Genomic DNA, 24211 nt, shown 5'->3' with positions numbered 1-24211 from the left:
TAAAAACTTGAAACGCCTGAACGGCGCGCACAGTACGGCCTCACACCCTTCTAATTATTCACTATACATAGAAAGGAGGATTCGGTATGGAGGTACCCAAATACCGGTCCTTGAAAGATCACGTATACGATTACATTGCCCAGAAGATTCAGGACGGGACGCTGCTACCTAACCAGAAGATCAACGAGGCCGAAATATGCAAAAAGCTGGACATCAGTCGCACGCCAACTCGTGAGGCCCTTTTCCAGCTGGCTTCGGACAATCTGCTGCAATACATCCCACGCAGGGGATTTATTGTCACTCCTTTTGATGCAGGCAAAAAACTGGAGTTCTCCCAAGCGATCGGTGTGCTGGAGGCACTTGCCGCCACACTTGCAGCAGACCATCTCAGACCATCTGAACTTTTGGAGATGGAAACTCTGGTTGTCCGAATGGACGAAGATATCAGCCAGCTTGATCTTGCTGCCTACAACAAGAACCAATATCAGTTCCATAACCTCTACATCCAGCGATGTGGTAACGCCACAGTGATTGAGATGTTAAACACATTAAAGAACAGTTTCATCCGGCAGTCGTATGTTAGTGATAATAAGCCAAAGCTATCTGAGGTACTGCTCGAAGTTAATGAAGAGCACCGGCAAATTTTAAGTGCTTTTCGAGCAAAGGATAAGAATCAACTGGAATCCCTACTCAAACACCACTGGCGGATTATCGACAACGATATGCTGTAGTACGTTCTGCCCGAAACAAACCAAAGGCAACTTACACGATTGTGTGAGTTGCCTTTTTCCTATTTTTCCTTTTTGACCTCCAACGGTGCCCTAGCGGCAAAAACAGCATATCCCAACTTTCTGCCGTATTTCGCAAGCAAACGATCATTAGTTCGACTCATACGCTGCATACGTTCGTCCTCAAACCAATTCATATCCATCTCGCGATGTGGGTCATGATCAACGCCCCATTTTCCCATAGAACGTGAATATTCTTTGACCTCTACCTTGGTGAAACCACACTGTTTAAGGCGTTTTCTCCATGCTGTGGCCGTTACCAGGGTTCGTATACCATAAAATTGCTTTAATCTGCGACACATCAATTCGGTCTTCTGACCTGATAGAACCATCTCCCGATCCACCAAAAGTCCAGCGGGCTTCAACACTCTTCTATACTCAGCAAATGCACTCCGCCATGGGGTGAAAATCGTAACCGACTCCACGAATACCATATCAAAATGATTTTCCGGGAAAGGCAACGATGCTACATCAGCCTGAACAAATCGAACATCCACCCGCTCTCGTCTTGCTCGCCGAACAGCCTTATCCAGCATCTGGCGATTAAGATCAATTGCCTTTACTTGATAACCCCTTTTCGCCAGGTAACAAGCAGTCCTCCCAGTGCCACATCCGATCTCAAGGATATGACTATCCACAGGCAGAGATAAGCTCTCCAGTAACTTCAGCGTTGCCAAAAATCCTCCGGGATGGGCACTCCCCTCCCCTAACCGAGCCAGCATGTCATGATAATCCACGCAACATTCCCTCCTCACTCCTCCCAGTGTATGGAATAGACTCAAAAACGGCTCCTCCCTATTCGATTTTCCGGGTACTCGTCCATACCAAATCCTCTTTTATTTACTATGATATACAAACCGTTGAATTCAAGCGGCAACCGCATCTAATGAGGAGGATTTGCATGTACAGAATTAATCCGGTATGTGAAGAAACGGTTTCTCCGCACGTTGGACGTTCCGTTTGTCTTGTTATGAAAGACGGTAAGCATATGTATGGCACACTTAGTCAATGTCGTGATGGAAAAGTTTATTTGAACGGATGTTTCGAGGGACCACGGCTGTGTTCAGTCAAATCCAAACAGCAGCTGGTAAAAAGCAGCAAGAAAAATGCTGTTGCATCAAAGAAAGTTAAATCTTCGGCGTACGGTCCATATGGATACGGTCGGGGTTATGGCTATGGGGCAGGGATCGAACTGGCTCTGGTAGCAACATTGTTTCTGCTGCCATTCCTATTCATTTAAACTCAAATCCGATCATGGTAAAATTGTAGTCATAACAAAGACCCTTTCTGCTTATAGCGAAAAGGGTCTTTGTCTTTTACATACGATTCACATCAATTACACTATATTTTCTGTTTAAAAAATGATACAAAAAAAGGCATTCGCTAAAACGAATGCCGGGAACTTCATATTTAATCCCCTTACCTTCGCAGAGGGTGTCTGTTTGATCTTAAAAAAAAACACCTCGTTAGAGGCGGGTAAGCTATGTTAAATCCGATTTCCTTTAGGCATCGTTTTCAGATTACTATTCGAATTCTCAAGCAATGGTAGCATCCTAGTCGTGCTGACCATCTCAGAAGCACATATCGGACAAGTAGGTACGTTATCAAACGCAAAATTGTCCCGCATCCATCCTTTGCACGTATCACTCGTACATTCCCAGATTGCCGCATCAGCTTGTGGAATCTCTTCCAACGGTTTTTTGCGATTATACATGACTTCTACCCCCTTTGTTATGGAAAAACATCTAACCGACGTTATTTCACAGAAGCCTACACTTAGCGGAAGTTTTACATCCCACCGAACTCCTGCCTCGACAACTAATGGGCCGACTTTTATATAACTAATCAAAAAAAAGAAGCTGCCTTTACCATTATAACATGTTAAAGGCAGCTATGCTTTAATTACAGTTTTACAACTTCTTCTGCTTGAGGACCACGGTTTCCTTGTACAATTTTAAATTGCACGCGTTGACCTTCGTCCAGCGTTTTGAAGCCTTCGCCTGTAATAGCGCTGAAGTGTACGAATACATCTTCTCCGCCTTCAACTTCGATGAAACCGAAGCCTTTATCAGCGTTGAACCATTTTACTGTTCCGTTTTGCATGTGAATTACACCTCCAAATAAAGATTAACATGTTCCTTTGTTCTTTGCAGCAAGCAAATAAAAATTCACACATTGAAAAAGGTACCAGTCATAAACCTATAAGTGATCGCCCTTTACAATATATGAATTAGGTTTTCCACTCTCTACAACTTGTTTTTATTATAACTCCAATTCAGCCAAAAAGCAAATCTTTGTATTTTCTTTTCAAACAGCTTTGGAAATACATGTTATTAACTCGCGTGGTGACAGGGTTTATCATGCTTACGTGCCCAATCCCTTATGAGCGGTCTTATGAAAGGATATGCAGATCTAATCCATCTTATACATTTTTTATATACTATTCTGACATGCATACCCAACACAACCAATGAACCGTCTTACACCGGTTTAACCCACTATGTCCATGCCCACATAAATGCATCCCGATCCCAGGCGATCTGCCCACGATGAAGCTTCCGGAAAGCTTTCTTCACTTCCTTGGACAATGATGTATTGCCGTTCTCGTTCACAAAAACAAACTCTTCGCCAAAATGGGTCTTCACATATTCTATGGCAGCTTCCTGATGAAGTGTTCCAGTGAATTTGATCTCCTGTACCATCCATTCTGCTACGCCTTGTGCTGTCTTCTCCACTGTATCACCTACTGTCTGAACATAATGTACGGATAGGCAAACCTCGTGACATGCATATCTGTCTTCCCGCCAGACTGAAGTATACCATAATCCAACTGCTGACGGGAAACTGTATGATAACTACTTCCAAGCAATACCACTAATGAACAACCGTATTGGTATGCTCACTCCCTCTGGAAGGAATAGATGAATTTGATCGATTACTCCACACTAACCATGCACAGTAAGCAATCAGTACAGCCAATATAAATAAATCGTAAGGAAGTGTACCTGTGTCCTCCAGATCATTCCCTAGAAATTGAATCAGATTATGTATGAAATGAAACAAAATAAGCGGTACGATATTTCCGTTCTTCAACATTAATAACGCCAGTGCAGCTCCCAGAAGCAGCGCATAGACCAATTGCATGATCGTGTCTGTCATATGCTGACCAGACAATGCGTTCAGGAGATGTGTAATTGAAAACAAGATGCTGGAGGTCACAACTGCGGCCACTGCACTTTTTTGAAGCAATGTTTTGAAGATAAGCCCTCGATAGATCGTTTCCTCTACAAAAGCTACGAGCAAGGTAAAAAAGATGAAAAAGGCTACCCGTGACAAGCTCAGCTCCCCAAATCCTTTCAGGGCAAGTGTACCCAGTACAAGGAGTAGTGGAATATAATACTTTGCGTGGCTAGCCGGGATACTTTGCAAGGACCGGAATCCAGTCTCTCCCCATTTGCGTCTTAACGTCAGATAGACCATTAGAACAATTGCGATGGGTGTAAAGGAGATGAGTACAGGGGAAGTGTAGTCCAGTTGTTTTATCGTTGCAATGGCCCCTGCTACAAATACGGCTAACAGGAGAAGAAGTTCAATAATTACAACGGTGAGCACAGGTTTGCGCTCGGAAAAGGAATGTTTTGACTTGGATTGCGGATTAATCATACATTTACCTACCTCGTTTCATTTATGTATTCCGTTGTCATAAGAACTTATATGCCAATATAGTTGTATCACATCATCCGTATATTGAATATCCCTATTATGGATAAAACTATAAAAGTAACAAAAAAGAGACTTATCCTGACTTCTTTTCCCCTAAAATCAGGTATGGCTCATACCTTTATCTGTCCATTATAGTATTACAAGAGTTCAATGCTGCAGGGGTGTCGCGACTCTTCAACGTCATATATCTATGAAGTGCCAAAACGATAGTTTTACAATGCATAATGAAATCAGGGGGATACTATGAAAGCATTCTTTCAGCGCTGGGGGCATTTACTGGCTATTCTGTGCATACCGCTCCAAGGCTCCATTTACGTATTTCTAGGCAGCAACACCGGAAGTGATGTATTCTACAATTATGCTTGGATTGATACACAGATTCCTTTTATCAAAGAATTTATTTATCCGTACATTAGCTGGATGCCTATTCTTTATCTTGGATTTCTCTATTTGGGTCTGACGAACAAGTCATTATTCTGGCGTACGTTGATTACCTATAATGTTGGTGTCATGGCTGCCAATGTCTGCTTTGCGGTGTTCCCTACCCATGTCCCGCGCCCGGAGGTCGGCGGAACCGATCTGAGCAGCGTGCTAGTACAGTTTATCTATACCAATGATGCGCCCTTCAACTGTTTCCCAAGTGTTCATGTGCTGACCAGCTATTTGCTGTTTATTGTGATTAACAGACACTTGAACTTTAAGCCTTTGGCACGGATTTCTTGGTCGGTATGGCTGTGGTTGATTATTGCTTCAACCGTGTTTGTAAAACAGCATTCCTTGCTGGACATCGCTGGAGGCATTTTGTTTGCTGAGGCCGCGTATTGGACTGTACATGTATTTGCTCTTCGTCTTGGGCAGGCACGAAAAAAAAGCAAGCAGCCACTTACAGCTTCAAATCCAAGCAGTCATGTATAACGACATTTATATATGTAACAGGTGGGGTGATCATCCTGCTATACAGTAAAAGAGGGCATAGGCCCTCTTTTTTGTACTCATTTGAGTAAACCTACTTATATAGAAGAACATTATTGGGGTTGAACTACGCGTTTTCATACTATAGGTGGACGTTCATGAAGAAGGTCAGACGGTGGACTTCCGGTAATACGTTTGAATATGCGGTAAAAATAAGACAGATCCCGGTAGCCGAGAAATTCGGCAATTTCCTGGATGGAGAGTTGTGACTCGGTGAGCAGATATATGGCTCTTTTCATCCGTTGATCATGGACATACTGGCTAATGGTCTGATTTGTCATGCTTTTGAATAATGCAGCAGCATAATTGGGAGTTTTATTGATCTCATCCCCGAGTTCTTCCTTCGTCACTTTCTCCCGATAATGCCGCTCAATATATCGCTTCATCCGTTCAACATGATTATGCCTCTCCGGCGGGATAACTCCACGATCAAGCTCCCTGTTCATATAAATCAGCACTTCCATCAATAAGGCTTGGCTCATCATGACATAATAAGACGGACGCTCTTGCCATTGTTGATAAATAGCGCTCATGCGTTGATGGATCAGTTCGTAACATCCAGGTTTATGCCGCAAAGCCTCATACCGTTCCAGTGCAGGCAGAGTTTCCGAATGGTCGCGTTGCAGTTGAATTACAATCTGTGTGTGCGTTACTGTAGGAATACTCTTGCCGTAATATGGGGTACCACCTGGAATGAGGAGCAATTCACCCTTTTCCATGATCTGCTTATCACCGTTCACCCAATATACACATTTTCCATAAGTAACCAAGCTAAGCCGCCAAGTTTCTTGAGATTGCACAGCTTCTTCGTACCAACCGACACCATTAATATGTCGTACTTCAAGTGGAGTGACCATAACACACCTCATTATCGGACTATACTCTAATCATTGTACTATAGTTCATACCCTGATTCGACAGAAAACGCTACAATACACATATAAGCTTAAATATGAGGAGGAAATTAGCATGTTAAAAACAAAAATTATTTGTACCATGGGACCTGCTTGTGACTCAATCGAATTGTTAAAAGTAATGATTCAGGAAGGTATGACCGTTGCCCGTCTGAACATGGCTCATGGCGAACTGGAAGATCACGTGACACGGATTAACAATATCCGCAAAGCAGCCTCCGAACTGAACACCTATGTACCGATCATGATGGACATCAAAGGGCCGGAAGTGCGTATCGGTAAACTAAAAGAAGCATCCTGCCATCTGCAAGCTGGTAAAGAGCTGATTCTGACTACAGAAGAAATTCTTGGTGACGCTGAGCGTATCTCTGTAAACTATCCCGAACTGAACCTCGTTGTGAAACCTGGCGATCGTATCCTCATCGATGATGGCCTTGTAGATCTGACTGTACTGTCTGTGGAAGGATCCGATATCCATTGTAAAATCATCAGTGGCGGCATTCTGAAACCACGCAAAGGGGTTAACTTGCCAGGAATCAAAACGACATTGCCAGGTGTAACCGAGCGTGACGTTATGCACATCGGATTTGGGATCGAAAACGATATCGAAATTATCGCAGCATCCTTTGTTCGTAAAGGCGACGACATCCGTGAAATCCGGAGCATTTTGAAAGAACGCGGTGTAGACCACGTACAGATCATCTCCAAAATCGAAAACCAGGAAGGTATGACCAACCTGGACGATATTATTGAAGCATCTGACGGCATTATGGTAGCTCGTGGAGATCTCGGGGTTGAAGTACCCATCGAAGACGTGCCAATGATGCAAAAAGAAATGATCGATAAATGTAACCGCGCGGGTAAACCGGTTATCGTAGCTACACACATGCTGGAGTCCATGCAAGTGAACCCGCGTCCTACTCGTTCAGAAGTTAGCGACGTGGCAAACGCTGTACTTCAAGGTGCTGACGTTGTGATGTTGTCTGGTGAATCGGCTGCTGGTAAATATCCGGTACAATCCGTGCGCACGATGGCTGCTGTTGCTCGCCGTGCTGAAACAATGATTGATTACAAAGAGCAATTCGCACAAAAATCGGCTCAACAGATCGCTGATATTACTGAAGTCATCAGTCAGGGCGCTGTAAGTTCTTCCCTCGTACTGAATGCAAAAGCAATCATCACTTCGACTGAGAGTGGATTCACAGCACGCATGATCTCCAAGTATCGTCCAAAAGCGCCAATCATCGCAGTTACACAACATGAAGAAGTATTGGCGAAAATCTGCCTGCTCTCCGGTGTTATTCCGGTTATGGGCGACAAAGTAACCACAACGGATGAAATGTTCGAGTCGGCTACGCGTAACGCAATCAAAACAGGTTATATCGAAAAAGGTGACATCATTGTATTGTCCGCTGGTGTTCCAATCGGTCAATCCGGTAATACAAACCTGATCAAAGTTCAACAAGTTTAATTCAATAGCTGAAACTGAAGCTATGCATCTTAGCTATATATAGACATACAGAAATCCACCGAGAGCAGAAATGCATCCCGGTGGATTTTTTGTTAGAAATTTATAGATTCCGCGAGTAATCAACCAGATCCTGTGACATGGTGTTGATCTCATCCATTGAAGCATTCACCTGCTGTGTCAGGGCAGCCTGATTTTGCGTTAACGTGGACATATTACCGATATGTTCAAGAATCTGATCAATCAATATTTTCATCTTCTGCATGCTATCTTCGATATTTACGGTGGCCTCTGAACTGTGATCAGCCAGTTTCCGAACTTCACCTGCAACGACGCCAAATCCCAGTCCCAGCTCTCCCGCTCGTGCAGCTTCAATGGCTGCATTCAACCCCAGCAGATTCGTCTGACTGGCAATCTCTCGAATAAACACGGTGATATTCTTCGTATCATCTGCACTGCTTTTCACTTGAATGGCTGCATCGGCAGATAACTCCTGTGCAGTAACCAGATCCTGTGCCTGATCGGTGATCGAGTTAATTCCACGTACCATCTCGCCAATGGACTCCGACAATTGTTTTGTTTTCAGATTCATGGCTTCCACAATCTGTTCCTTATTCTTCTCGTGGGTTACATCGCGAATGGTTCCAGCTACGCGGAGCGGTACTCCATCCTGATCCCTAATGGTCTCCCCACCCGCGTGATACCACCGATACTCCCCGTCTTTGCGTTGCAGACGATAATCCAGATCGTACGGCGTACGACCACTGTAATCGTTCATATGTCTAGCGAATTCGTTGATCGTCCGATCATGGTCTTCCGGATGAAGTCGGCTGCTCCAACTGCTGAACACATTCGGGAAATCCTGTTCGTCTTTGAACCCTAATTCTCTACGGAACTGGGGTGACCACCAAAACTCGTTATTCGGATTAACCACATCTCCAGCGACAACCGTCATATCCCACGGTGCCTCCACCAAGGCGCGGTTAACAAGATCATATCTGGTGACGAGTGCTTCCAGCTCATCCGACTTGCTCTTCTCCTCATGAATGTCGAACATGATGCCCAGAAGTTTGATCGGAACTCCAGCCTGATTTCGGATGACATGTCCAAGGCATCGAAACCAGCGAATTTCTCCACTTTTTGTAATCATACGGCTGATAACGTTATACGCAGTCGTTGCCCCAGTGTCATTCACATGGTTCATTATCTCTTGCACCAGCTGAGGTCTGTCATCCGGATATATCGATTTGGCCCAGCTTGCAAATGTATCGGGATAATCCTTGGAATTATGGAATCCTAACATTTGGCGGAATTCATTGGAAAATGAGACTTTATTATTGCTATCCAGTGGATCACCGGCAACAATTTCAGATTCCCATAATCCCACATTCATTGCCTGATTCAGCATTCTAAGACGCATTTCCACGGCTTCATTTTGTGCTTTCATCATATGTACTGCTTTTTTGATGTTATTAGCTATTTCATCGGTATCCTGAAACTCAATGCCATCTTCGATCCATGCGTTATAATTGCCCTTTTCTGCATTTGCTACCAGTTTACGACTATACTCCAGTAAATTCTGATGCGCATCTGTACGAATATGCTTGGTAGATTCAGTACGTTTACGAAACATGCTCATTTCTCCTCTTAACTCATATGATATATATTTCGACATTATCAGACATTAAATGTAGAGCAATAGTCTTACTTTGCATAAAAAAAAGAACCTGTGCTGATTCAGCACGGATTCTTGTTTCTTATACTCTTTATTTTTCATAATAATAAATCCTAAATGACTGCCTCTTACCAGCTACCAGCCAAAATTCAGCGTTTTCCCCGTCTCCACCCAAGTTTTGATGCTACTTAGAATCATCCACCAGCTGCTCTGTGCATTCGCAAAGGAAGGATGGTTATCTGTAAATTGATCATTAATCAGTGTCAGCTTCGTGCACTCCCCCACAGTCTCCAACCGGAAGACCACTCTGGATTGAAGCTCGGCATGATTGGCATGGTATGACGGTCCGGGATGCTCCTGATAACTGAGTGTGGATAACGGTTCAAATTCCAATATATCTCCATACACATGGACAGTCTCCGCACCATCATTACCTGGGCCTACATAAGCAAATGGCTGGCCTGGTTGAAAATTGGTGCGAAGTTCGCTGCCGAAAAAGCTGTTCCGTGTGCCGTCTGGTGATATTAGAGCATTCCACACCTCTTCCAGTCCTGCATTGATATAGAATTCATATTTCAGTTCCATGGACTCACTCCCTTTATGTATTGGACACGCGATCTGCCAACCTCGCACTCCTATCCTATCGTTATACCCCAAAGGCCGTATTGTAAAAACGCGACAACAGAAAAATATAAGCCCTTTGAATGTTCTACCCCAATCCAAATGAATTTACGCCCATATAGTGCTTTCCCAGAAGATCAGATATACTAAACTGGAATGAAATAGCAGGAGGAATGATTCGGATGAAACAGGTAGAACAAGGAGACAGACCAAGTATGGGCCTGCTGAATCTGAATGAAGGTGATCATAAATATCAACTGACACGCCATGCTCCTTCCGAAGCACTTCGCCCTTTTATTAAACATTACTGGATCGTATCGTGGGATCTGACTGGACTTGAACCGTATCCCCAACATGTCGTGCCTAACCCCTGTGTCAATCTGGTTGTGGAACGGAACCATACGTTTTTCTTCGGACCATCAGGACGTAAATTCTCCTATCTTGTGAGCGGAAAAGGTCGTGTGTTTGGCGTGAAGTTCAAACCAGGAGGGTTCTATCCCTTCCTCCGGGCTCCTGTCTCATCCTTGTACGGAAAGCCGATGAATGTATCCAATATTTTTGACGTCACAGCGGAATCCTTGGAAGACCGCCTTCTTGGGGCGGGGGATGATGCGAATAAAACCAGTTACATCGACCAGCTATTATGTGCACACCTTCCTGCTGAAGATGCTCAAGCGAGAATGGTTAATGATATTGTGCAACAGATTGAACAGAACCGGGAGATGCTGAGAGTAGATGATCTATCTTCCTATTGGAATATGCATACCCGAAAGCTTCAGCGCCTGTTCAATCAGTATGTGGGCATCGGACCCAAAACGGTAATTAAGTTGTATCGTCTGCAAAATGCTGCAGAAATGATGGAACGCGGTCTTCAATGTGACCTGATTAAGCTATCTCAGGACCTTGGATACCATGATCAATCCCATTTTATCCGAGATTTCAAGTCTATTATTGGCAGTACACCAGAGGAGTACTTACACTCTAGACATCCGAATGGTAAACACCGAGGGTTGATGAATTAAAAACCTGTCCTGAAAATCAGGACAGGCGAATGACTTCGATGGTATCCCCCGTATGGATTACACCTTCCCGTTCAACCGAGCAGACGATTCCCCGCTTTTTGCGAGCCGCAGGCACGAATTTTTTACGCAAACCGTCCTGTTCGTAGAATTGTTCAATCATTTTCCCAGGATGCACACAGGGAAGGTTCTCCCCTTCGCATATTAACCCTGTACCGTTCGGAAATAAAAGCCGCGTTCCAGCAGGCAGTTCCGTCAAATGATCAATGCCACGGACAAGTATATTGGCACCAAGCCACTCTGGACGAACTTCAGCAATGTTCATTTTCTCAGCAATAAGAGCACATTCTTCCTCAGACACAATACTGATCTGGCGACGATTCGCAATCGGTGTGCCACGCTTGTAGATTTTCTGACGTGAGTCCGCCGGCCGAAGCAGACCATAATGACGGTCACCCGGAATTCCTGCAAGCTCAATGTCGATAAAAGGTACAACTCGGGTCACAAATGTGGATGGATCATCAGCCAACAAGACGAATTGAACCGTTCCCATAATAATCTCCTCCCTCTCCTGAGCAATATAACTTCTTTATTGTTCATTATTACCCAATGAATGGATTTTCGACAATCGGCGTATGCTTACCTTTGTATCCATTTTTTTATTTTCAACATCATAACTCAACTGGAAAACCGTTAATATTTTAAATGATACACAATTAAATTGGTGCAAATTAAATTAACTCTTCCCGTTCTTGTTGCAAACATTTATACTAGGATGGACAAGTAAATAAATTACATATCAGAAGAAAGTAAGGTGTTTCCATTGATTAGTATCATTTTTGTAGCTCTTGTAGCTGTCGAACACTTCTATATCATGGTGATGGAGATGTTTATGTGGACTCGTCCACGCACAATGAAAACCTTTAATCTCACGCCGGAATTCGCCAAATCCACCAAATCCCTCGCGGCCAATCAAGGCCTTTACAATGGATTTCTTGCGGCAGGTCTGATCTGGGGACTTCTATATCCGGATGCTGCCGTTGGACAGCATATTCAGATTTTCTTTCTGGCGTGTGTGATTATCGCTGCTCTTTATGGAGGAGCAACTTCTTCACGGTCGATCATTATCAAACAAGGATTGCCTGCGATCATTGCATTGTTGCTGGTGTTGTTCCTGTAATTTCCTGTCGATAGGTACATTGCTGCGATTCATGTTTAACTCCTTTATGGTAAGGTAGTGAATAGATAGCAGTGTACAATGACCAGAATCAATCTGGGATCGGAAGGAGAACACGTCATGGGATTGTTTGACAAGCTTCGACGGCGCAAAAAGGAGAAGGTACCTGCAGGTGGTGCTGTTGAATCCACCAATTATAGTGAGACCATCGTGGGTTTTGTCCTGCTGGAGCGTGACGATTGTGATTTTGACCTCTTCATCAGAAATATGAGGAACGAATGGAATATTGAGATTGAGGAACGCCCGGAGGAGGGCAATCTTTTTTTCGAAGTGAATGGAATGCAGGTGGTATGCGCTCATATTGCCGCGCCTGTACCCGACCGTGAAGTTGAGGAGAATGCCAGGCTAAACATCCTTTGGCGAGAAGCCGAACAAGTTACCTCACGGCACCAGTCTCAGATTATTGTGTCGGTTCTGAACGCAACCCATGCAATTGAGGGACATGTTCTGTTCACTCAAACAGCGAGTGCCTTATTGCAGTTGGATCACGCGCTGGCAATATACATGGCCCCACTTGTTGTTGAAGCCAGTCAGTATGTCGAAACCAGCCGTGGGATCAAACATGATGAGTTGCCCGTTTCGCTCTGGATTTTCATCGGATTATTTCAAAATGCCGAAGGTGCTTCAGCTTATACTTACGGACTACGTAACTTTGGAAAAGAAGAGATGGAGATTATACAATCGTCTGAAGCCTTAATCGATGTATTTGAGATGATGTTCATGACCACAACGTATGTGGTTGAAAACGACGTCACACTGCATGACGGGGAAACACTCGGTTTCTCGGCAGAACAAAAGCTAAGCATTTCCCTTTCCAAAGGTGTAGCAACAGAAGGTAACAGTTTGAAGATTGGCTTCTAACTGACGCAGGATTTTCACTTTATCAGGTTACAAAGATTGAAGCCATCTGGAGTTCATCCTCTGGGTGGCTTTTAACTATTCAGCCTTCCCTCCCGATGAAGCCATGATAACAAACCCTGAATTTAACTTCGCTAGGAAAAAGTAATCCATAAGAACCACTATATTATGAATTTAGTTTTCATTCTCGTTATAAACGGGTATAATTAATAGTCTTATAGTCTCATATATTACATATTAATTTATAATCGAGGAGTGGCCTACATGTCTGTTAGACGTTTGGATTCAACTAAACCTATTATTGAAATTGTCTGGGAAGGTATCGTCACCCCTGAACATGTCGAACAAACGAATAAAGAAATTCAGAGAATAGCGGCGCAATTGGGAAGTTCATTTGATGTGCTTGTGGACATGAGAACGATGAAGGCTTTTCCTCAGGATACCAAAGAAAAAATTGTAGTGCATCAGAAGTTACTGCTAGAGTGGGGTATGAAGCGGGCTAGTGTAGCCGTAGGTGGTGCGATCGCCAAAATGCAATTGAATCGGATTTCCAAGGAATCGGCGCACCAGACGGAATTCCAATGGGAAACGTATGACGAGGCTTTGGCATTTTTGTTGAAATAAAATTGAAGTGGTACGGAGTAAGTATAAATTGAGCTATCGATGCTGTACGTGGCACAAAGAAAGGGGCGTTCCGCATGAGGAAGCGCCTTTTTCTTTTGCAGTTCCACTTTGCTTACTCCGTTTTGCCATTACTACGACCGCTTATCATTCAAGATTCCGAAGCACTCACTCGTACCATCGTTACCGATGTACCACAGAGGCCACAGAAAAGGGATATCTTCTTCCTCAATCGCACGTACATGATAGTTGGTCATGGTCAAGTTTGCTCCTCCTTCAGTTTTTCAAATAGGCGTTCCATCTCATTCAGACTAAACTCATTAGTAATCTCGTAGTCCTTATGATTATCTCTCGTTTTCGCCTCACTGTAGATTGAGATGGAATGTTCATTATAGAACGTCAATCCAAATCGATCGGTAAAGCGACCTTCTTTATTAATGGTAATTCGCCACTCATAGTAATGCGGATTTCTTTCGGAAACGTCCAATTCCCGAACCTTTTTAAGTTCAACATCCTTTAACAGCTTCAGCATCTCTCTAATCTGTTTGGAATCTGTAATCGTCACTTCATCATCTTCGTTATACGGTTCATGATTAGAAACCTTTCTGATGGTCAGTCGATCCAATGTATCCAGCATCGTCATATGATCTGTAACCTCTGCTCGAAACGTCGTATGTTTGCTGGGGATATACATCGCATATTGACCAGAGGTATACATACGCACCGAAATAGCTACAACAACAATAATCGCAACGACACCCATAATGATTTTAATTTTTCTAATCACGCCTCTCTCCTCCATCCACCACAAAACATATATAAAATGGTAAATAATGATACTTTTCAGTATATCATCTCACTGCTTCTGTTCCAAAGTTATTCTTATCTCTAATCCCTCCGTTCCGATAACGTTTTTGTCTAAATATAATGATGGATAAAGCTTGAACGGTAGCGAAAAAAGCATGTAAGCGGCGTATACAAGACATTCAGAACATGATTTCGTTTTCAACTCTAGTTTCCAAAATATAAATTCATGCTTGCTAATTAACTTGTTTGATTAACTAAAATTTGAACTAAAAATGACGATATACTTCATAAGCTTTATTCATTCTTACACATGCTTGTCACACACGATAATATGTTCTTTAAAGAAGTAAAGGCGTGGTAATTGTAAAACGCTAGGGGGAATTGGAATGAAGCTCAAACCAAAATTAATGATCATGTTTCTTGCCGCTGTATTGATCACCGCACTTCCACTGGCTTCACTAGGCTTGGTACAAACCGAAAAGCAAGCCATGCGCAATGTTGATTCCAAACTGAATGGCTTAATGTCTTCTTCGGCAAATCAGTTGGATGGCTGGATCAGTAGTAATGCCAAAGTGATCGAGACATTAGCTTTTGTCATCCAGGAGGGTGTACCTGAGGGCCAACTCACAGAAGAATACTTTAACATTATGAAGCTGGGTAGTAACAAAGAAAGTCTGTCGGATCTGTATTACGGTTCAGAACAAGACGGCAGTTTCATGAATGGTTCAGACTGGTCTCCCGATGCCGATTATGATCCAAGACAGCGTCCTTGGTACCAAGTAGCGAAGCAGGCCAATCAGTTAACATTCTCTGACCCCTATCTTGATATGATGTCGAAACAATATGCGGTGTCGATTGCCATGCCGGTCCAAAATAAAGAAGGCGCATTGCAAGGGGTTGTCGCAGGCGACTTGTTGCTCTCTACACTTACCGATACAGTGGCAAAAATAAATCTGGACGGACTGGGCTACACCTTTTTAATCGATAAAAACGGACTGCTTCTGGCTCACCCTGATGATAAACTCGTTAACACTTCAGTCACTGATAACGCGGAGTTAAACCCGCTGCTGGCAGATATGCGGGCGAATCCATCAGGTCAGAAGCCCTTCCAGAATAATGGTGAGAGTTATCTGTTGTTCTATCATCAGATTCCAAGCACTGGCTGGATTGTTGGCTCTATTATCTCCGAGAAGTTGGCCTACACTGAGTATTATGAATTGCGTAATAACTACATTCTGATTATCGCTATTACGTTACTGGTTGTGCTGTCAGGTGCCTATTGGATCGCAACACTCTTCATCAAGCCGCTGAGAAGTCTGCATGGAACGTCCCGCCGGATGTCCAGTGGTGACTTTACAGGACGGGTGCAGATCAAAGGCAAGGATGAGTTCGCAGAGCTTGGTATGGCATTCAATCAGATGTCCGATCAGCTTAGCTCACTGTTCAGACAAGTAACGGCTTCTGCTGACCGCGTACAACGTATTTCGGGTGAGATGCAGGAGCACACGGATAACACCAAGCGCATCGCTGAGCAGATCTCCATTGCTACGGATGAACTCGCTCAAGGCTCCAGTACACAGGCCGAATCCGTGTATGATGGCTCAAGCCGTCTGTCAGAGATGAGTGATAGTGTCGGCGGCATTAATCGCAGTGTGGAGCGGTCCGTAACGATGATGCGTGAAGCAGGAGAAGCCATGCTGGCTGGTTTACAGGCGGTGGATCACCAGGTGGAACTTTCGGATAGCAACCGCCAATCGATTGATCGTGTCGGTGAATCAATCTCCCTACTCGCAGACAAATCACAGAAAATTGAAGGCATCGTCAGCATGATTCAGGCTATTGCCTCCCAGACCAACCTGCTTGCCCTGAATGCTTCCATTGAAGCGGCCAGAGCGGGTGAACATGGACGTGGATTCGCGGTGGTTGCCGAAGAAGTTCGCAAATTGGCTGAACAATCCGCAGGCTCTGCTCAGGATATCATTGTATTGCTGAATGAAATCCAGGCAGCTAGCCGCCAAAGTGTGAGCGAGGTTGATTCTGCCGAACATGGTATCGAGCAGCAGGTTGCTGCCGTGCATGAGATGCGCAATTCGTTTATGCGAATCAAACAATCCATTGAAGGTATCGACAACCAGCTCCAGCAGGTCTCTACTGCAACAACCGAATTGGATAATAGCTCTGGCAAGATTGCTGAAGTGATCTCCAGTGTTGCGGCCATGTCGGAACAGAGTGCCGCTTCCACAGAAGAAGTTGCTTCTTCTACGCAGGAACAGTTCAATTACATTACGAGTATATCGGAGCGCTCCAATGAACTGGCTCAACAAGCCAATACGCTCGCAGAAGAAGTGAAAAAGTTCAAGATATAATTCAAGAAGAGGATGTCCCTTAAGTCATGAATATGACGCGGGGCATCCTCTTTTATTGTTATTTTGTTTTAATGAACCTGACACACGCTATTCACTCCCATTTGTCCAGATCTGAGATCTAACGAATCACAGAGACATTATTTCGATGATACGTTAAGTGAATCAGAATATGAGTTGGAGCGGCACCCGATCCTGATACAAGAATATGACACAAGTATACTTGGACAGCTTGGTCTCAAGGCTGGGCAGCGTATGCTGGAAACGTCATTGTTTTCAGCTCAATACCCGACCTGCGGATTCTCGGATAACCAGTTCGGGCTTCAGCACAATCTTCTGTGGCTCTTTTTGCTCATCCTTCAACTCTTCTATCAACAGATCTACAGCGCGATGCCCCAGTTCTTCAATTGGCTGGGCTACAGTCGTAAGCGGTGGACTGGTTACCGAGGCCAGAATGGTGTTATCAAACCCGATAATGGACACATCCTCTGGCACGCGTAGCCCCAGCTCTTTGGCTGCCTGAAGTGCACCAATGGCCTGAATGTCATTACAACAGAATACGCCTGTGGGATGATCTTTCTCACCTAGCAGCAGTAGCGCTTCTTTTTTGGCCGAGCTCAGGTCAGCTGCCGATTCTCGGATCTGATTCGGTTCCAGCGTATGACCTGCCTTAATCAGTGTTTCACGGAATCCGCGTACACGTTCCTGACTGCTGCTGACTTTGGACGGTTCCGACAATACCGCTACACAGGTGTGCCCAAGTTCAAGCAGATGCTCCGCTGCGAGTGCTCCGCCGAGTATGTCGTCAATGGTGACCGTATGTACTGACAGCGATGGCATGTGACGGGCAATCAGAGCAACAGGAATCGACTGTTGCAGAAGGGGTGACAAAATGTCAGCATTATCGATCCCGGTTCCGATCATCATGCCATCGACCCTTTTTTGCTGGAGCAGATTCAAGTAACGCTCTACCCGCTCGTCCTTATTATCCGTACTGCAGATGACCACGCTGTAGCCCAATTGACGGCTTCGATCCTCCACTGCTCTGGCCAGTTCTGCGAAATATGGGTTTGAAATGTCCGGTACGAGCAGCCCCAATGTGTACGTCTGCTTGCCTGTAAGTGCAGCTGCGATCGCACTGGGTTGATAGTGGAGGCGTTCCATGATCTCCATAATCTCGGCGCGCCGCTTCTCACTGATCTTGCCTTTGCCATTAATGACCTGCGAGACGGTTGCAATGGATACACCCGCCTCGCGTGCTATATCGTATATGGTTGCTTTCATTGTTTTTCCCCATTTGTGCTATATATAAATTGCGTTATACATAGATAATTGTTCTCTCTCATTATGCAGGGGGAAGTCTGCATACGCAACTTGAAGTGATCACAATGTGCGTAGCATGAGCTGTTTTACTTTTTCATCAACCACTCATGGTCAGGATCGTTATGGAATTTCCATGTCCGGGTTGGGCCAGCCATCACGTTCAGATAGTAGACCTCATACCCAGGAGGAGCACCTACCGGATGATATCCGTCCGGAACAAGCACCACTTCCCCGTTCTTCACTGCCAACGTCTCGTCCACAGAACGATCATCCGTGTATATGCGCTGAATGGCAAACCCCTGCTCAGGCTGCACACGGAAATAATACGTTTCTTCCAGCAAAGATTCATCCGGGAGGGCGTCCCGATCATGCTTATGTGGCGGGTAACTGGACCAATGCCCATCGGGTGTGAATACCTCAACAACGAGCAGACTGTCCGCTTCCTTCTGTTCCGGTAAAATATTATGAATCTGGCGCTCCAGATTGCCATATCCTCGTGCCTCTACTCCTACATCTTCGGGTGCAATGAGACGAGCCGGGTACGTGCCTTTTCCTGGCGCGACACATATAGCAATTTCCAATTCAGTACGTGCTGTGATCTGCACTTGATCGGAAGTTGAGACGTAGACCGAATACGGCGGAATTTTCTCGAAAACACTCATTCTTTTCCCGATATTATCCCATGTGTGCTCCCGGGTACTTACATTGGCGAAACCACTAAGAAGCACTACACAGAGTTCCTGATCACCACTCTCACGGGTTAAGGTCTCCCCCTCCGCCAGCTTCGCTACCTGAAAGCCGACATATTCCCACCCAGCCGACTCCGGTGTTACGTTGATAAGCGTACCGTCCCCTTCCGGGTTGACCATGGGTTTCACAATACGTTCTGACATCTTGCAACCACTCCTTTCTGTAGTCGTCCATAACAACCTGATGCATATAAAAGGAACAAAACTTGGACTATTCATGCGCTCTATTCAAAAAAGTGACTTAAATCATCCACCTATGGCGTTGCCGTTTGTGATTCCAGTGACACCCCAGGAACTTCACTCAGCTTCACAGGTCTTCCCCGCTCCATGGACATTTTTGCTGCCAGCGCAATTCGTTCTGCCTGTACAGCATCATGGCCATCTACGATAACCGGTGTATCATGGATGATTGCATCGATAAAGAGGGCCGTCTCCTGTACATACGCTTCGTTGTAGCGCTCCAGGAAAAAGTGTAAAGGCTTATCGCGCATAAGCCCGGCCGCTGTACTGATCTCAGCCGTATTTGGATGATCATTCGCCGCTGCGGCGCTGCCCATCGAGCCGAACACTTCAACACGCTGATCGTATCCGTATACAGCCTGACGGCTGTTATCAATAACACCAATCGCCCCGTTGGCAAACGTCATCGTTACAATCGCCGTATCCACATCACCATGTTCCGCAAAGACCGGATTGATTAGCACGTTGCCCTGAGCGTACACTTCTTCCACTTCACTCCCGGACAGATACCGAGCCATGTCAAAATCGTGGATCATCATGTCCATGAAGATCCCGCCAGACACCCGGATATACTCCGCAGGTGGTGGGGACGGGTCGCGAGAAGTGATTTTGATAATATGCGGATCACCAATCGTACCATCCTGCACATGGGCACGTACCCGTCTGAAGTTGTGATCGAAGCGGCGGTTAAACCCGATCTGCAGCTTCACACCAGCCTTCTGTACTGCTGCTACAGCTGCTTGGGTCTGCGCCAGATCCATGCTAACCGGTTTCTCGCAGAAGATGTGTTTGCCCGCCTGAGCTGCCTGTTCGATCAGCGGCACATGTGTATCTGTTGAAGAACAGATCAGCACCGCATCTACATTAGGCATCGAGATCAACTGGCTGCTGTCCGTTGTTACAACAGGAATGCCACGTCTGGAGGCCCAAGCCTCCAATTCAGGACCGGCAAACAGGTCACTGATTCCCACAATCTCGGCATGCGGGTTGCGCAGGAGATTGTCTGCATGAATTTTGCCGATCCGTCCAGCACCGATGATGCCAATTCTCACTTTGTCCTTGCCCATTCTGTTATCCTCCCTATGTGCGTCCATATGGGCTGGGCGTTCCCCTTAGCCCGAGTTATGCGCTGGTTGTTACCAGCGCGCCGTTACCATCTTCTTGCGAGTGTAGAATTCAACACCATCCGTGCCATTGGCATGCAGGTCACCATAGAAGGATTTTTTCCAACCGGAAAACGGGAAAAATGCCATTGGTGCAGGTACACCCAAGTTAATCCCCAACATGCCTGCATCAATCGTCTCACGGAATTGACGCATACTTGCCCCGCTACGGGTGAACAGACACGCACCATTCGCAAAGTCGGAACGGTTCGCAAGCTCAACGGCTTCCTCCAGCGTAGACACTCTTGCCACCGAGAGTACTGGAGCAAAGATCTCATCCTGCCAGATTTTCATATTGCTCTCCACTTGGTCGAATACTGTTGGCCCTACAAAATAACCAGATTCACCTGTCGCCTGATCCTTACGTCCATCCCGAATCAAGGCCGCGCCTTCCTGCTCTCCGGATTCAATGTAACCGAGTGTACGCTCTTTATGTGGTCCACGGATGACAGGACCGAGGAACACGCCCTCATCCATACCGTTACCAATGGTAATGCGATCTGCTGCTTCTACCAGCTTTTGTACCAGTTCATCAGCCACGTCACCCACAGCCACAACAACCGAACATGCCATGCAGCGTTCCCCTGCCGAGCCAAAGGCTGCACTGGTAATCTCTTTCACGGTTAGATCCAGATCAGCGTCCGGCATAACGATGGAGTGGTTTTTGGCACCTGCGAGTGCCTGTACCCGTTTGCCATGCTTGGATGCAGTGGTGTAGACGTATTCAGCTACAGGTTGTGATCCGACAAAGGAGATCGCTTGAACATCCTTATGTTCCAGCAGACCATTCACGACATCATGTGCACCGTGTACGATGTTGAGCACGCCATCCGGAAGCCCCGCTTCCTTGAACAGCTCTGCCAGGCGGCCTGCCAGCAGCGGTGTACGCTCGGATGGCTTCAGGACAAAGGTGTTACCGCATGCGATAGCCAGCGGGAACATCCAGCACGGCACCATCATCGGGAAGTTGAACGGGGTAATTCCCCCAATTACGCCGATTGGATAACGATACATGCCTGACTCCAGTCCTGTCGCGATATCAGGCAACTGTTTGCCCATCATTAGATTCGGGGCACCTGCCGCAAACTCCACGCACTCAATGCCACGCAATACCTCACCATACGCTTCTGCGTAGCTTTTGCCGTTCTCCAGCGTTACCAGGCGGGCGAGTTCTTCCCAATGCTCCACCAGCAACTGCTGGTAGCGGAACAGAATACGTGCACGGCGTGGAACTGGCGTGCTGCTCCAGGATTTGAACGCTTCCCGTGCCGTCTGTACGGCCAGATCCACGTCTGCTTGTTCAGACAGTGGCACGTGTGCAATAACCTCTTCTGTAGCAGGGTTCACAACCGGCTCCGTACGAGTTACCGCTGGGGTTACCCAGGCACCCCCAATCCAGTTTTGTACCATTGTCGCTGTTGCAGACGCTTCAGATATTCCTTTTCCCATAGCCCTGTCTCCCTTCGCTTATGTGTGATCTCTTATGTTCAACTGATATCATTGATGTTGATCTCTATGAGCATGTTGTTCAACGTAGTGCAATGAGCTTCAGGACACGGTGATTTCGCCCCGATTGCAACGTTCGATGTAGTCATTCACCTGTTCTACCGTTGGCATTGCATCCGAACAGCTGTGGCTGGAAATGACGATACTTGCTGCGCCGCTGCCATACGCCATACTGCGCTCAATCGTCCAGCCCTGCATCAATCCATACAGGAAACCGGCTGCGTAGGAGTCGCCTGCCCCGAACGTTTTGACTACTTTTGCCGGATAGCTGTCCGCACGGTGGGAAAGCCCTTCACGCGTATAGGCAATGGAGCCTTCCTTCCCATGTTTGATTACAACAATCTTCGCTGAGAAATCAAACCATTTCCGTGCAGTCACCTGATCGCTATGATCCGGATTGTGGTCGAATGTCTCCATCATGTCGAACTCTTCCCGTGTGCCCAGGATGATGTCGCATTTCTCGGCTGCGAGGTTGTAATAGACCGCTGTCTCTTCATCCGATGTCCATGTGTATGGGCGATAGTCCAGATCAAACACAATAACGGTGCCATGTTTTTTCGCATACGTTAATGCCTGTAATACGGCTTCACGGGATGGGCTCTGCGCGAGGGCCGTGCCTGAGATTAGCAGCACTTTGGAGTCAGCAATCAACTGCTCTTGTACCTCTTGTGCCCGTAATAACAGATCAGCTACATTGTCCCGGTACATCAGGATACTACAATCGGTTGGGCTTTTGATTTCGGTAAAAGCAAGCCCCGTCACCGCTCTGGTGTCATCTTTAACCACATTTGATGTATCGATACCGTTCTTCTCCAGATAACTATGGATGAATCGGCCCATCTGGTCGCCAGCGATCTTACCGATAAAAGCCGTCTCCATACCCAGTCTGGACATACCGATCGTAATATTGGCCGGAGAGCCGCCAACATACTTTGTGAACGTCATCGTCTCTTCCATCGGGCGATTGATTTCATTGGCGTTCAAGTCGATGCACAAGCGGCCAATCGCGGTGAAATCCTTCTTCCTTGATTCTGGAAAGGATACATAGGTCATTGCATGTGAGCCCCTTTCTGTGTTGAGATTTTACATGTTATATATGGATATCTAGACTAGTTACTCATTCCATCGTGAGGATTAGTAAACGTCTAGAGAAGGTCAGTTTTATTTTCCAATCGTAACGTGATAGTTTTGCTAGCCTTCTTCCTTTTCACTTCATGGGTAGGGTCCTCTCCCGATCTCTACTTCTGTATCAGCTGTGTTGGTATAAGGACTCCATATAGTTCAAGGAGCGTTTGGCATACTCATACGGGTTATGAATCGCAGGGTCCTGCTCTCCTTCAAGCATCGCCCAGCCATCGTATCCGCGTGTGATCAGTTCTTGCAGAATTGGTGCAAAATCAATGCATCCATCCCCTGGTACGGTAAACACGCCTCTACGAATACAGCCGACAAAGTCGGATTGCTCCGCACGTGCTTCATCCAGCACATGAGGGCGGATATCTTTTAGATGGATATAAGCGATCCGATCATAATGTTTGCGCAGCAGTTCCAGCGGATTGGCTCCGCCATAGTAGGCATGACCTGTATCATAGAGCAGATATACGAGAGAAGGGTCTGTCAGCTCCATCAGTCGATCAATCTCATCCGGTTGTTCTACCACTGTGCCTCCATGATGATGGTACGTGAGCTTCAACCCATGTTCGCGGGCAATAGCTCCTGCTTCGTTCAATCCTTCAGCGAGGATATGCCATGCAGATTCGCTGAGTCTGAGCACTTCTTTTTCATTCGGGGTTCGTCTTGGATCAAAATGAAGTGACCCACCTACTTCTGCCGTACTAATCACTTTACTGCCCATGGATTGCAGAAATTCTGCATGTCTGCGATAACTGTCCAGCTCCGACTGACGATACGCTGGGTCGGAGAAAAGTACGGATTTCCACTGGGAGACCAGCTTGATATTCCTTTTGCTCAATTCCTCACGCAATATAGCAGGATCAGTTGGATATTTACGTCCCATCTCTGTACCTGTCAGCCCAAGACGCTGAATATCATCCAGAATCTGTGCACACGTTGTCGCATCACCATGTTCCTTCACATCTTCACCGACCCAATTGATCGGATGGATCCCAAGCTGGAATGGCAGCTTGCTCATTGCTCCACGTCT

The 24211-nt window shown here is 45.9% G+C and carries 26 protein-coding genes; 9 read left to right on the top strand and 17 right to left on the bottom strand.

Annotated features, from left to right (window positions below):
* Positions 1-86 precede the first annotated feature (86 nt).
* Positions 87-731, top strand: a complete 645-nt coding sequence (locus ABTV53_RS00980) for a GntR family transcriptional regulator (protein ID WP_433749624.1) — start codon at positions 87-89, stop codon at positions 729-731.
* Positions 732-790: 59 nt separating this feature from the next.
* On the opposite strand, the gene ABTV53_RS00975 is transcribed toward ABTV53_RS00980, so the two are convergent.
* Complete coding sequence (locus tag ABTV53_RS00975) at positions 791-1525, bottom strand: class I SAM-dependent methyltransferase (protein WP_433749621.1); 735 nt, start codon at positions 1523-1525, stop codon at positions 791-793.
* Positions 1526-1689: 164 nt separating this feature from the next.
* On the opposite strand from ABTV53_RS00975, the gene ABTV53_RS00970 reads away from it, so the two are divergent.
* A complete protein-coding gene (locus tag ABTV53_RS00970; protein ID WP_433749619.1) occupies positions 1690-2028 on the top strand; it encodes a hypothetical protein in 339 nt (112 codons plus the stop codon).
* A 246-nt stretch (positions 2029-2274) separates the two neighbouring features.
* On the opposite strand, the gene ABTV53_RS00965 is transcribed toward ABTV53_RS00970, so the two are convergent.
* The 4 genes from ABTV53_RS00965 to ABTV53_RS00950 all read right to left on the bottom strand — a co-directional run bounded on the left by ABTV53_RS00965 (position 2275) and on the right by ABTV53_RS00950 (position 4451).
* Positions 2275-2502 (bottom strand): cold-shock protein, encoded by a 228-nt coding sequence (locus ABTV53_RS00965; protein WP_017691121.1) that lies wholly within the window; start codon positions 2500-2502, stop codon positions 2275-2277.
* Positions 2503-2690: 188 nt separating this feature from the next.
* On the bottom strand, positions 2691-2891 hold the full coding sequence (locus tag ABTV53_RS00960; RefSeq protein ID WP_024633772.1) for a cold-shock protein: 201 nt from the start codon (positions 2889-2891) through the stop codon (positions 2691-2693).
* Positions 2892-3286: 395 nt separating this feature from the next.
* On the bottom strand, positions 3287-3523 hold the full coding sequence (locus ABTV53_RS00955; protein ID WP_036607962.1) for a DUF6953 family protein: 237 nt from the start codon (positions 3521-3523) through the stop codon (positions 3287-3289).
* A 139-nt stretch (positions 3524-3662) separates the two neighbouring features.
* Complete coding sequence (locus ABTV53_RS00950; RefSeq protein WP_433749616.1) at positions 3663-4451, bottom strand: lysostaphin resistance A-like protein; 789 nt, start codon at positions 4449-4451, stop codon at positions 3663-3665.
* 303 nt (positions 4452-4754) lie between these two features.
* Between ABTV53_RS00950 and ABTV53_RS00945 the strand changes: the two genes are divergently transcribed.
* On the top strand, positions 4755-5426 hold the full coding sequence (locus ABTV53_RS00945) for a phosphatase PAP2 family protein (RefSeq protein WP_433749613.1): 672 nt from the start codon (positions 4755-4757) through the stop codon (positions 5424-5426).
* 134 nt (positions 5427-5560) lie between these two features.
* Here ABTV53_RS00945 and ABTV53_RS00940 read toward each other — a convergent pair whose 3' ends face one another.
* The gene (locus tag ABTV53_RS00940) at positions 5561-6340 is read right to left on the bottom strand and encodes a helix-turn-helix transcriptional regulator (RefSeq protein ID WP_433749611.1); all 780 of its coding nucleotides are present in this window, start codon (positions 6338-6340) and stop codon (positions 5561-5563) included.
* 112 nt (positions 6341-6452) lie between these two features.
* On the opposite strand from ABTV53_RS00940, the gene pyk reads away from it, so the two are divergent.
* On the top strand, positions 6453-7868 hold the full coding sequence (gene pyk / locus ABTV53_RS00935; RefSeq protein ID WP_062838171.1) for a pyruvate kinase: 1416 nt from the start codon (positions 6453-6455) through the stop codon (positions 7866-7868).
* 100 nt (positions 7869-7968) lie between these two features.
* Here the strand turns inward: pyk and ABTV53_RS00930 are convergent, their stop codons facing one another.
* Both ABTV53_RS00930 and ABTV53_RS00925 read right to left on the bottom strand, forming a co-directional pair.
* Entirely contained in the window at positions 7969-9498 is a 1530-nt protein-coding gene (locus ABTV53_RS00930) for a PAS domain-containing protein (RefSeq protein WP_433749608.1), read from the bottom strand.
* Positions 9499-9675: 177 nt separating this feature from the next.
* Complete coding sequence (locus ABTV53_RS00925; protein WP_433749605.1) at positions 9676-10125, bottom strand: SRPBCC family protein; 450 nt, start codon at positions 10123-10125, stop codon at positions 9676-9678.
* 218 nt (positions 10126-10343) lie between these two features.
* On the opposite strand from ABTV53_RS00925, the gene ABTV53_RS00920 reads away from it, so the two are divergent.
* Entirely contained in the window at positions 10344-11183 is an 840-nt protein-coding gene (locus ABTV53_RS00920) for an AraC family transcriptional regulator (protein ID WP_433749602.1), read from the top strand.
* Between the two features lie 16 nt (positions 11184-11199).
* On the opposite strand, the gene ABTV53_RS00915 is transcribed toward ABTV53_RS00920, so the two are convergent.
* The gene (locus tag ABTV53_RS00915; protein WP_433749599.1) at positions 11200-11733 is read right to left on the bottom strand and encodes an MOSC domain-containing protein; all 534 of its coding nucleotides are present in this window, start codon (positions 11731-11733) and stop codon (positions 11200-11202) included.
* 261 nt (positions 11734-11994) lie between these two features.
* On the opposite strand from ABTV53_RS00915, the gene ABTV53_RS00910 reads away from it, so the two are divergent.
* The 3 genes from ABTV53_RS00910 to ABTV53_RS00900 all read left to right on the top strand — a co-directional run bounded on the left by ABTV53_RS00910 (position 11995) and on the right by ABTV53_RS00900 (position 13899).
* Complete coding sequence (locus tag ABTV53_RS00910) at positions 11995-12360, top strand: DUF1304 domain-containing protein (protein ID WP_091019840.1); 366 nt, start codon at positions 11995-11997, stop codon at positions 12358-12360.
* A gap of 117 nt (positions 12361-12477) precedes the next feature.
* The gene (locus tag ABTV53_RS00905) at positions 12478-13278 is read left to right on the top strand and encodes a DUF4261 domain-containing protein (RefSeq protein ID WP_433749597.1); all 801 of its coding nucleotides are present in this window, start codon (positions 12478-12480) and stop codon (positions 13276-13278) included.
* Between the two features lie 261 nt (positions 13279-13539).
* Positions 13540-13899: a hypothetical protein gene (locus ABTV53_RS00900; protein ID WP_433749595.1), complete on the top strand. Its 360-nt coding sequence runs from the start codon at positions 13540-13542 to the stop codon at positions 13897-13899.
* Positions 13900-14030: 131 nt separating this feature from the next.
* Here ABTV53_RS00900 and ABTV53_RS00895 read toward each other — a convergent pair whose 3' ends face one another.
* Entirely contained in the window at positions 14031-14159 is a 129-nt protein-coding gene (locus ABTV53_RS00895) for a hypothetical protein (protein ID WP_433749592.1), read from the bottom strand.
* Entirely contained in the window at positions 14156-14683 is a 528-nt protein-coding gene (locus ABTV53_RS00890; protein ID WP_433749589.1) for a hypothetical protein, read from the bottom strand. Before ABTV53_RS00890 ends, ABTV53_RS00895 begins: the two co-directional genes overlap by 4 nt.
* A gap of 406 nt (positions 14684-15089) precedes the next feature.
* Between ABTV53_RS00890 and ABTV53_RS00885 the strand changes: the two genes are divergently transcribed.
* On the top strand, positions 15090-17069 hold the full coding sequence (locus ABTV53_RS00885; protein ID WP_433749587.1) for a methyl-accepting chemotaxis protein: 1980 nt from the start codon (positions 15090-15092) through the stop codon (positions 17067-17069).
* A 273-nt stretch (positions 17070-17342) separates the two neighbouring features.
* Here ABTV53_RS00885 and ABTV53_RS00880 read toward each other — a convergent pair whose 3' ends face one another.
* From ABTV53_RS00880 to iolE, 6 genes are all read right to left on the bottom strand, one after another.
* Positions 17343-18350 carry a LacI family DNA-binding transcriptional regulator gene (locus tag ABTV53_RS00880; protein WP_433749584.1) on the bottom strand — a complete coding sequence of 336 codons (1008 nt, stop codon included), beginning with the start codon at positions 18348-18350 and terminating at the stop codon, positions 17343-17345.
* Between the two features lie 125 nt (positions 18351-18475).
* Positions 18476-19282 carry a 5-deoxy-glucuronate isomerase gene (iolB, locus tag ABTV53_RS00875; protein WP_433749581.1) on the bottom strand — a complete coding sequence of 269 codons (807 nt, stop codon included), beginning with the start codon at positions 19280-19282 and terminating at the stop codon, positions 18476-18478.
* A gap of 110 nt (positions 19283-19392) precedes the next feature.
* Positions 19393-20445: an inositol 2-dehydrogenase gene (gene iolG, locus ABTV53_RS00870; RefSeq protein ID WP_421895173.1), complete on the bottom strand. Its 1053-nt coding sequence runs from the start codon at positions 20443-20445 to the stop codon at positions 19393-19395.
* A gap of 69 nt (positions 20446-20514) precedes the next feature.
* Positions 20515-21990: a CoA-acylating methylmalonate-semialdehyde dehydrogenase gene (locus ABTV53_RS00865; protein ID WP_433749578.1), complete on the bottom strand. Its 1476-nt coding sequence runs from the start codon at positions 21988-21990 to the stop codon at positions 20515-20517.
* A 99-nt stretch (positions 21991-22089) separates the two neighbouring features.
* Entirely contained in the window at positions 22090-23100 is a 1011-nt protein-coding gene (iolC, locus tag ABTV53_RS00860) for a 5-dehydro-2-deoxygluconokinase (RefSeq protein WP_433749576.1), read from the bottom strand.
* A 196-nt stretch (positions 23101-23296) separates the two neighbouring features.
* Positions 23297-24199, bottom strand: a complete 903-nt coding sequence (iolE, locus tag ABTV53_RS00855; RefSeq protein ID WP_421895164.1) for a myo-inosose-2 dehydratase — start codon at positions 24197-24199, stop codon at positions 23297-23299.
* Positions 24200-24211: the final 12 nt, after the last annotated feature.

It is taken from the genome of Paenibacillus amylolyticus (assembly GCF_050990605.1).
Lineage (GTDB): Bacteria > Bacillota > Bacilli > Paenibacillales > Paenibacillaceae > Paenibacillus > Paenibacillus amylolyticus_H.
Note: the sequence above shows the minus strand (reverse complement) of the source record. Positions and strands in the feature narration are given on the sequence as shown.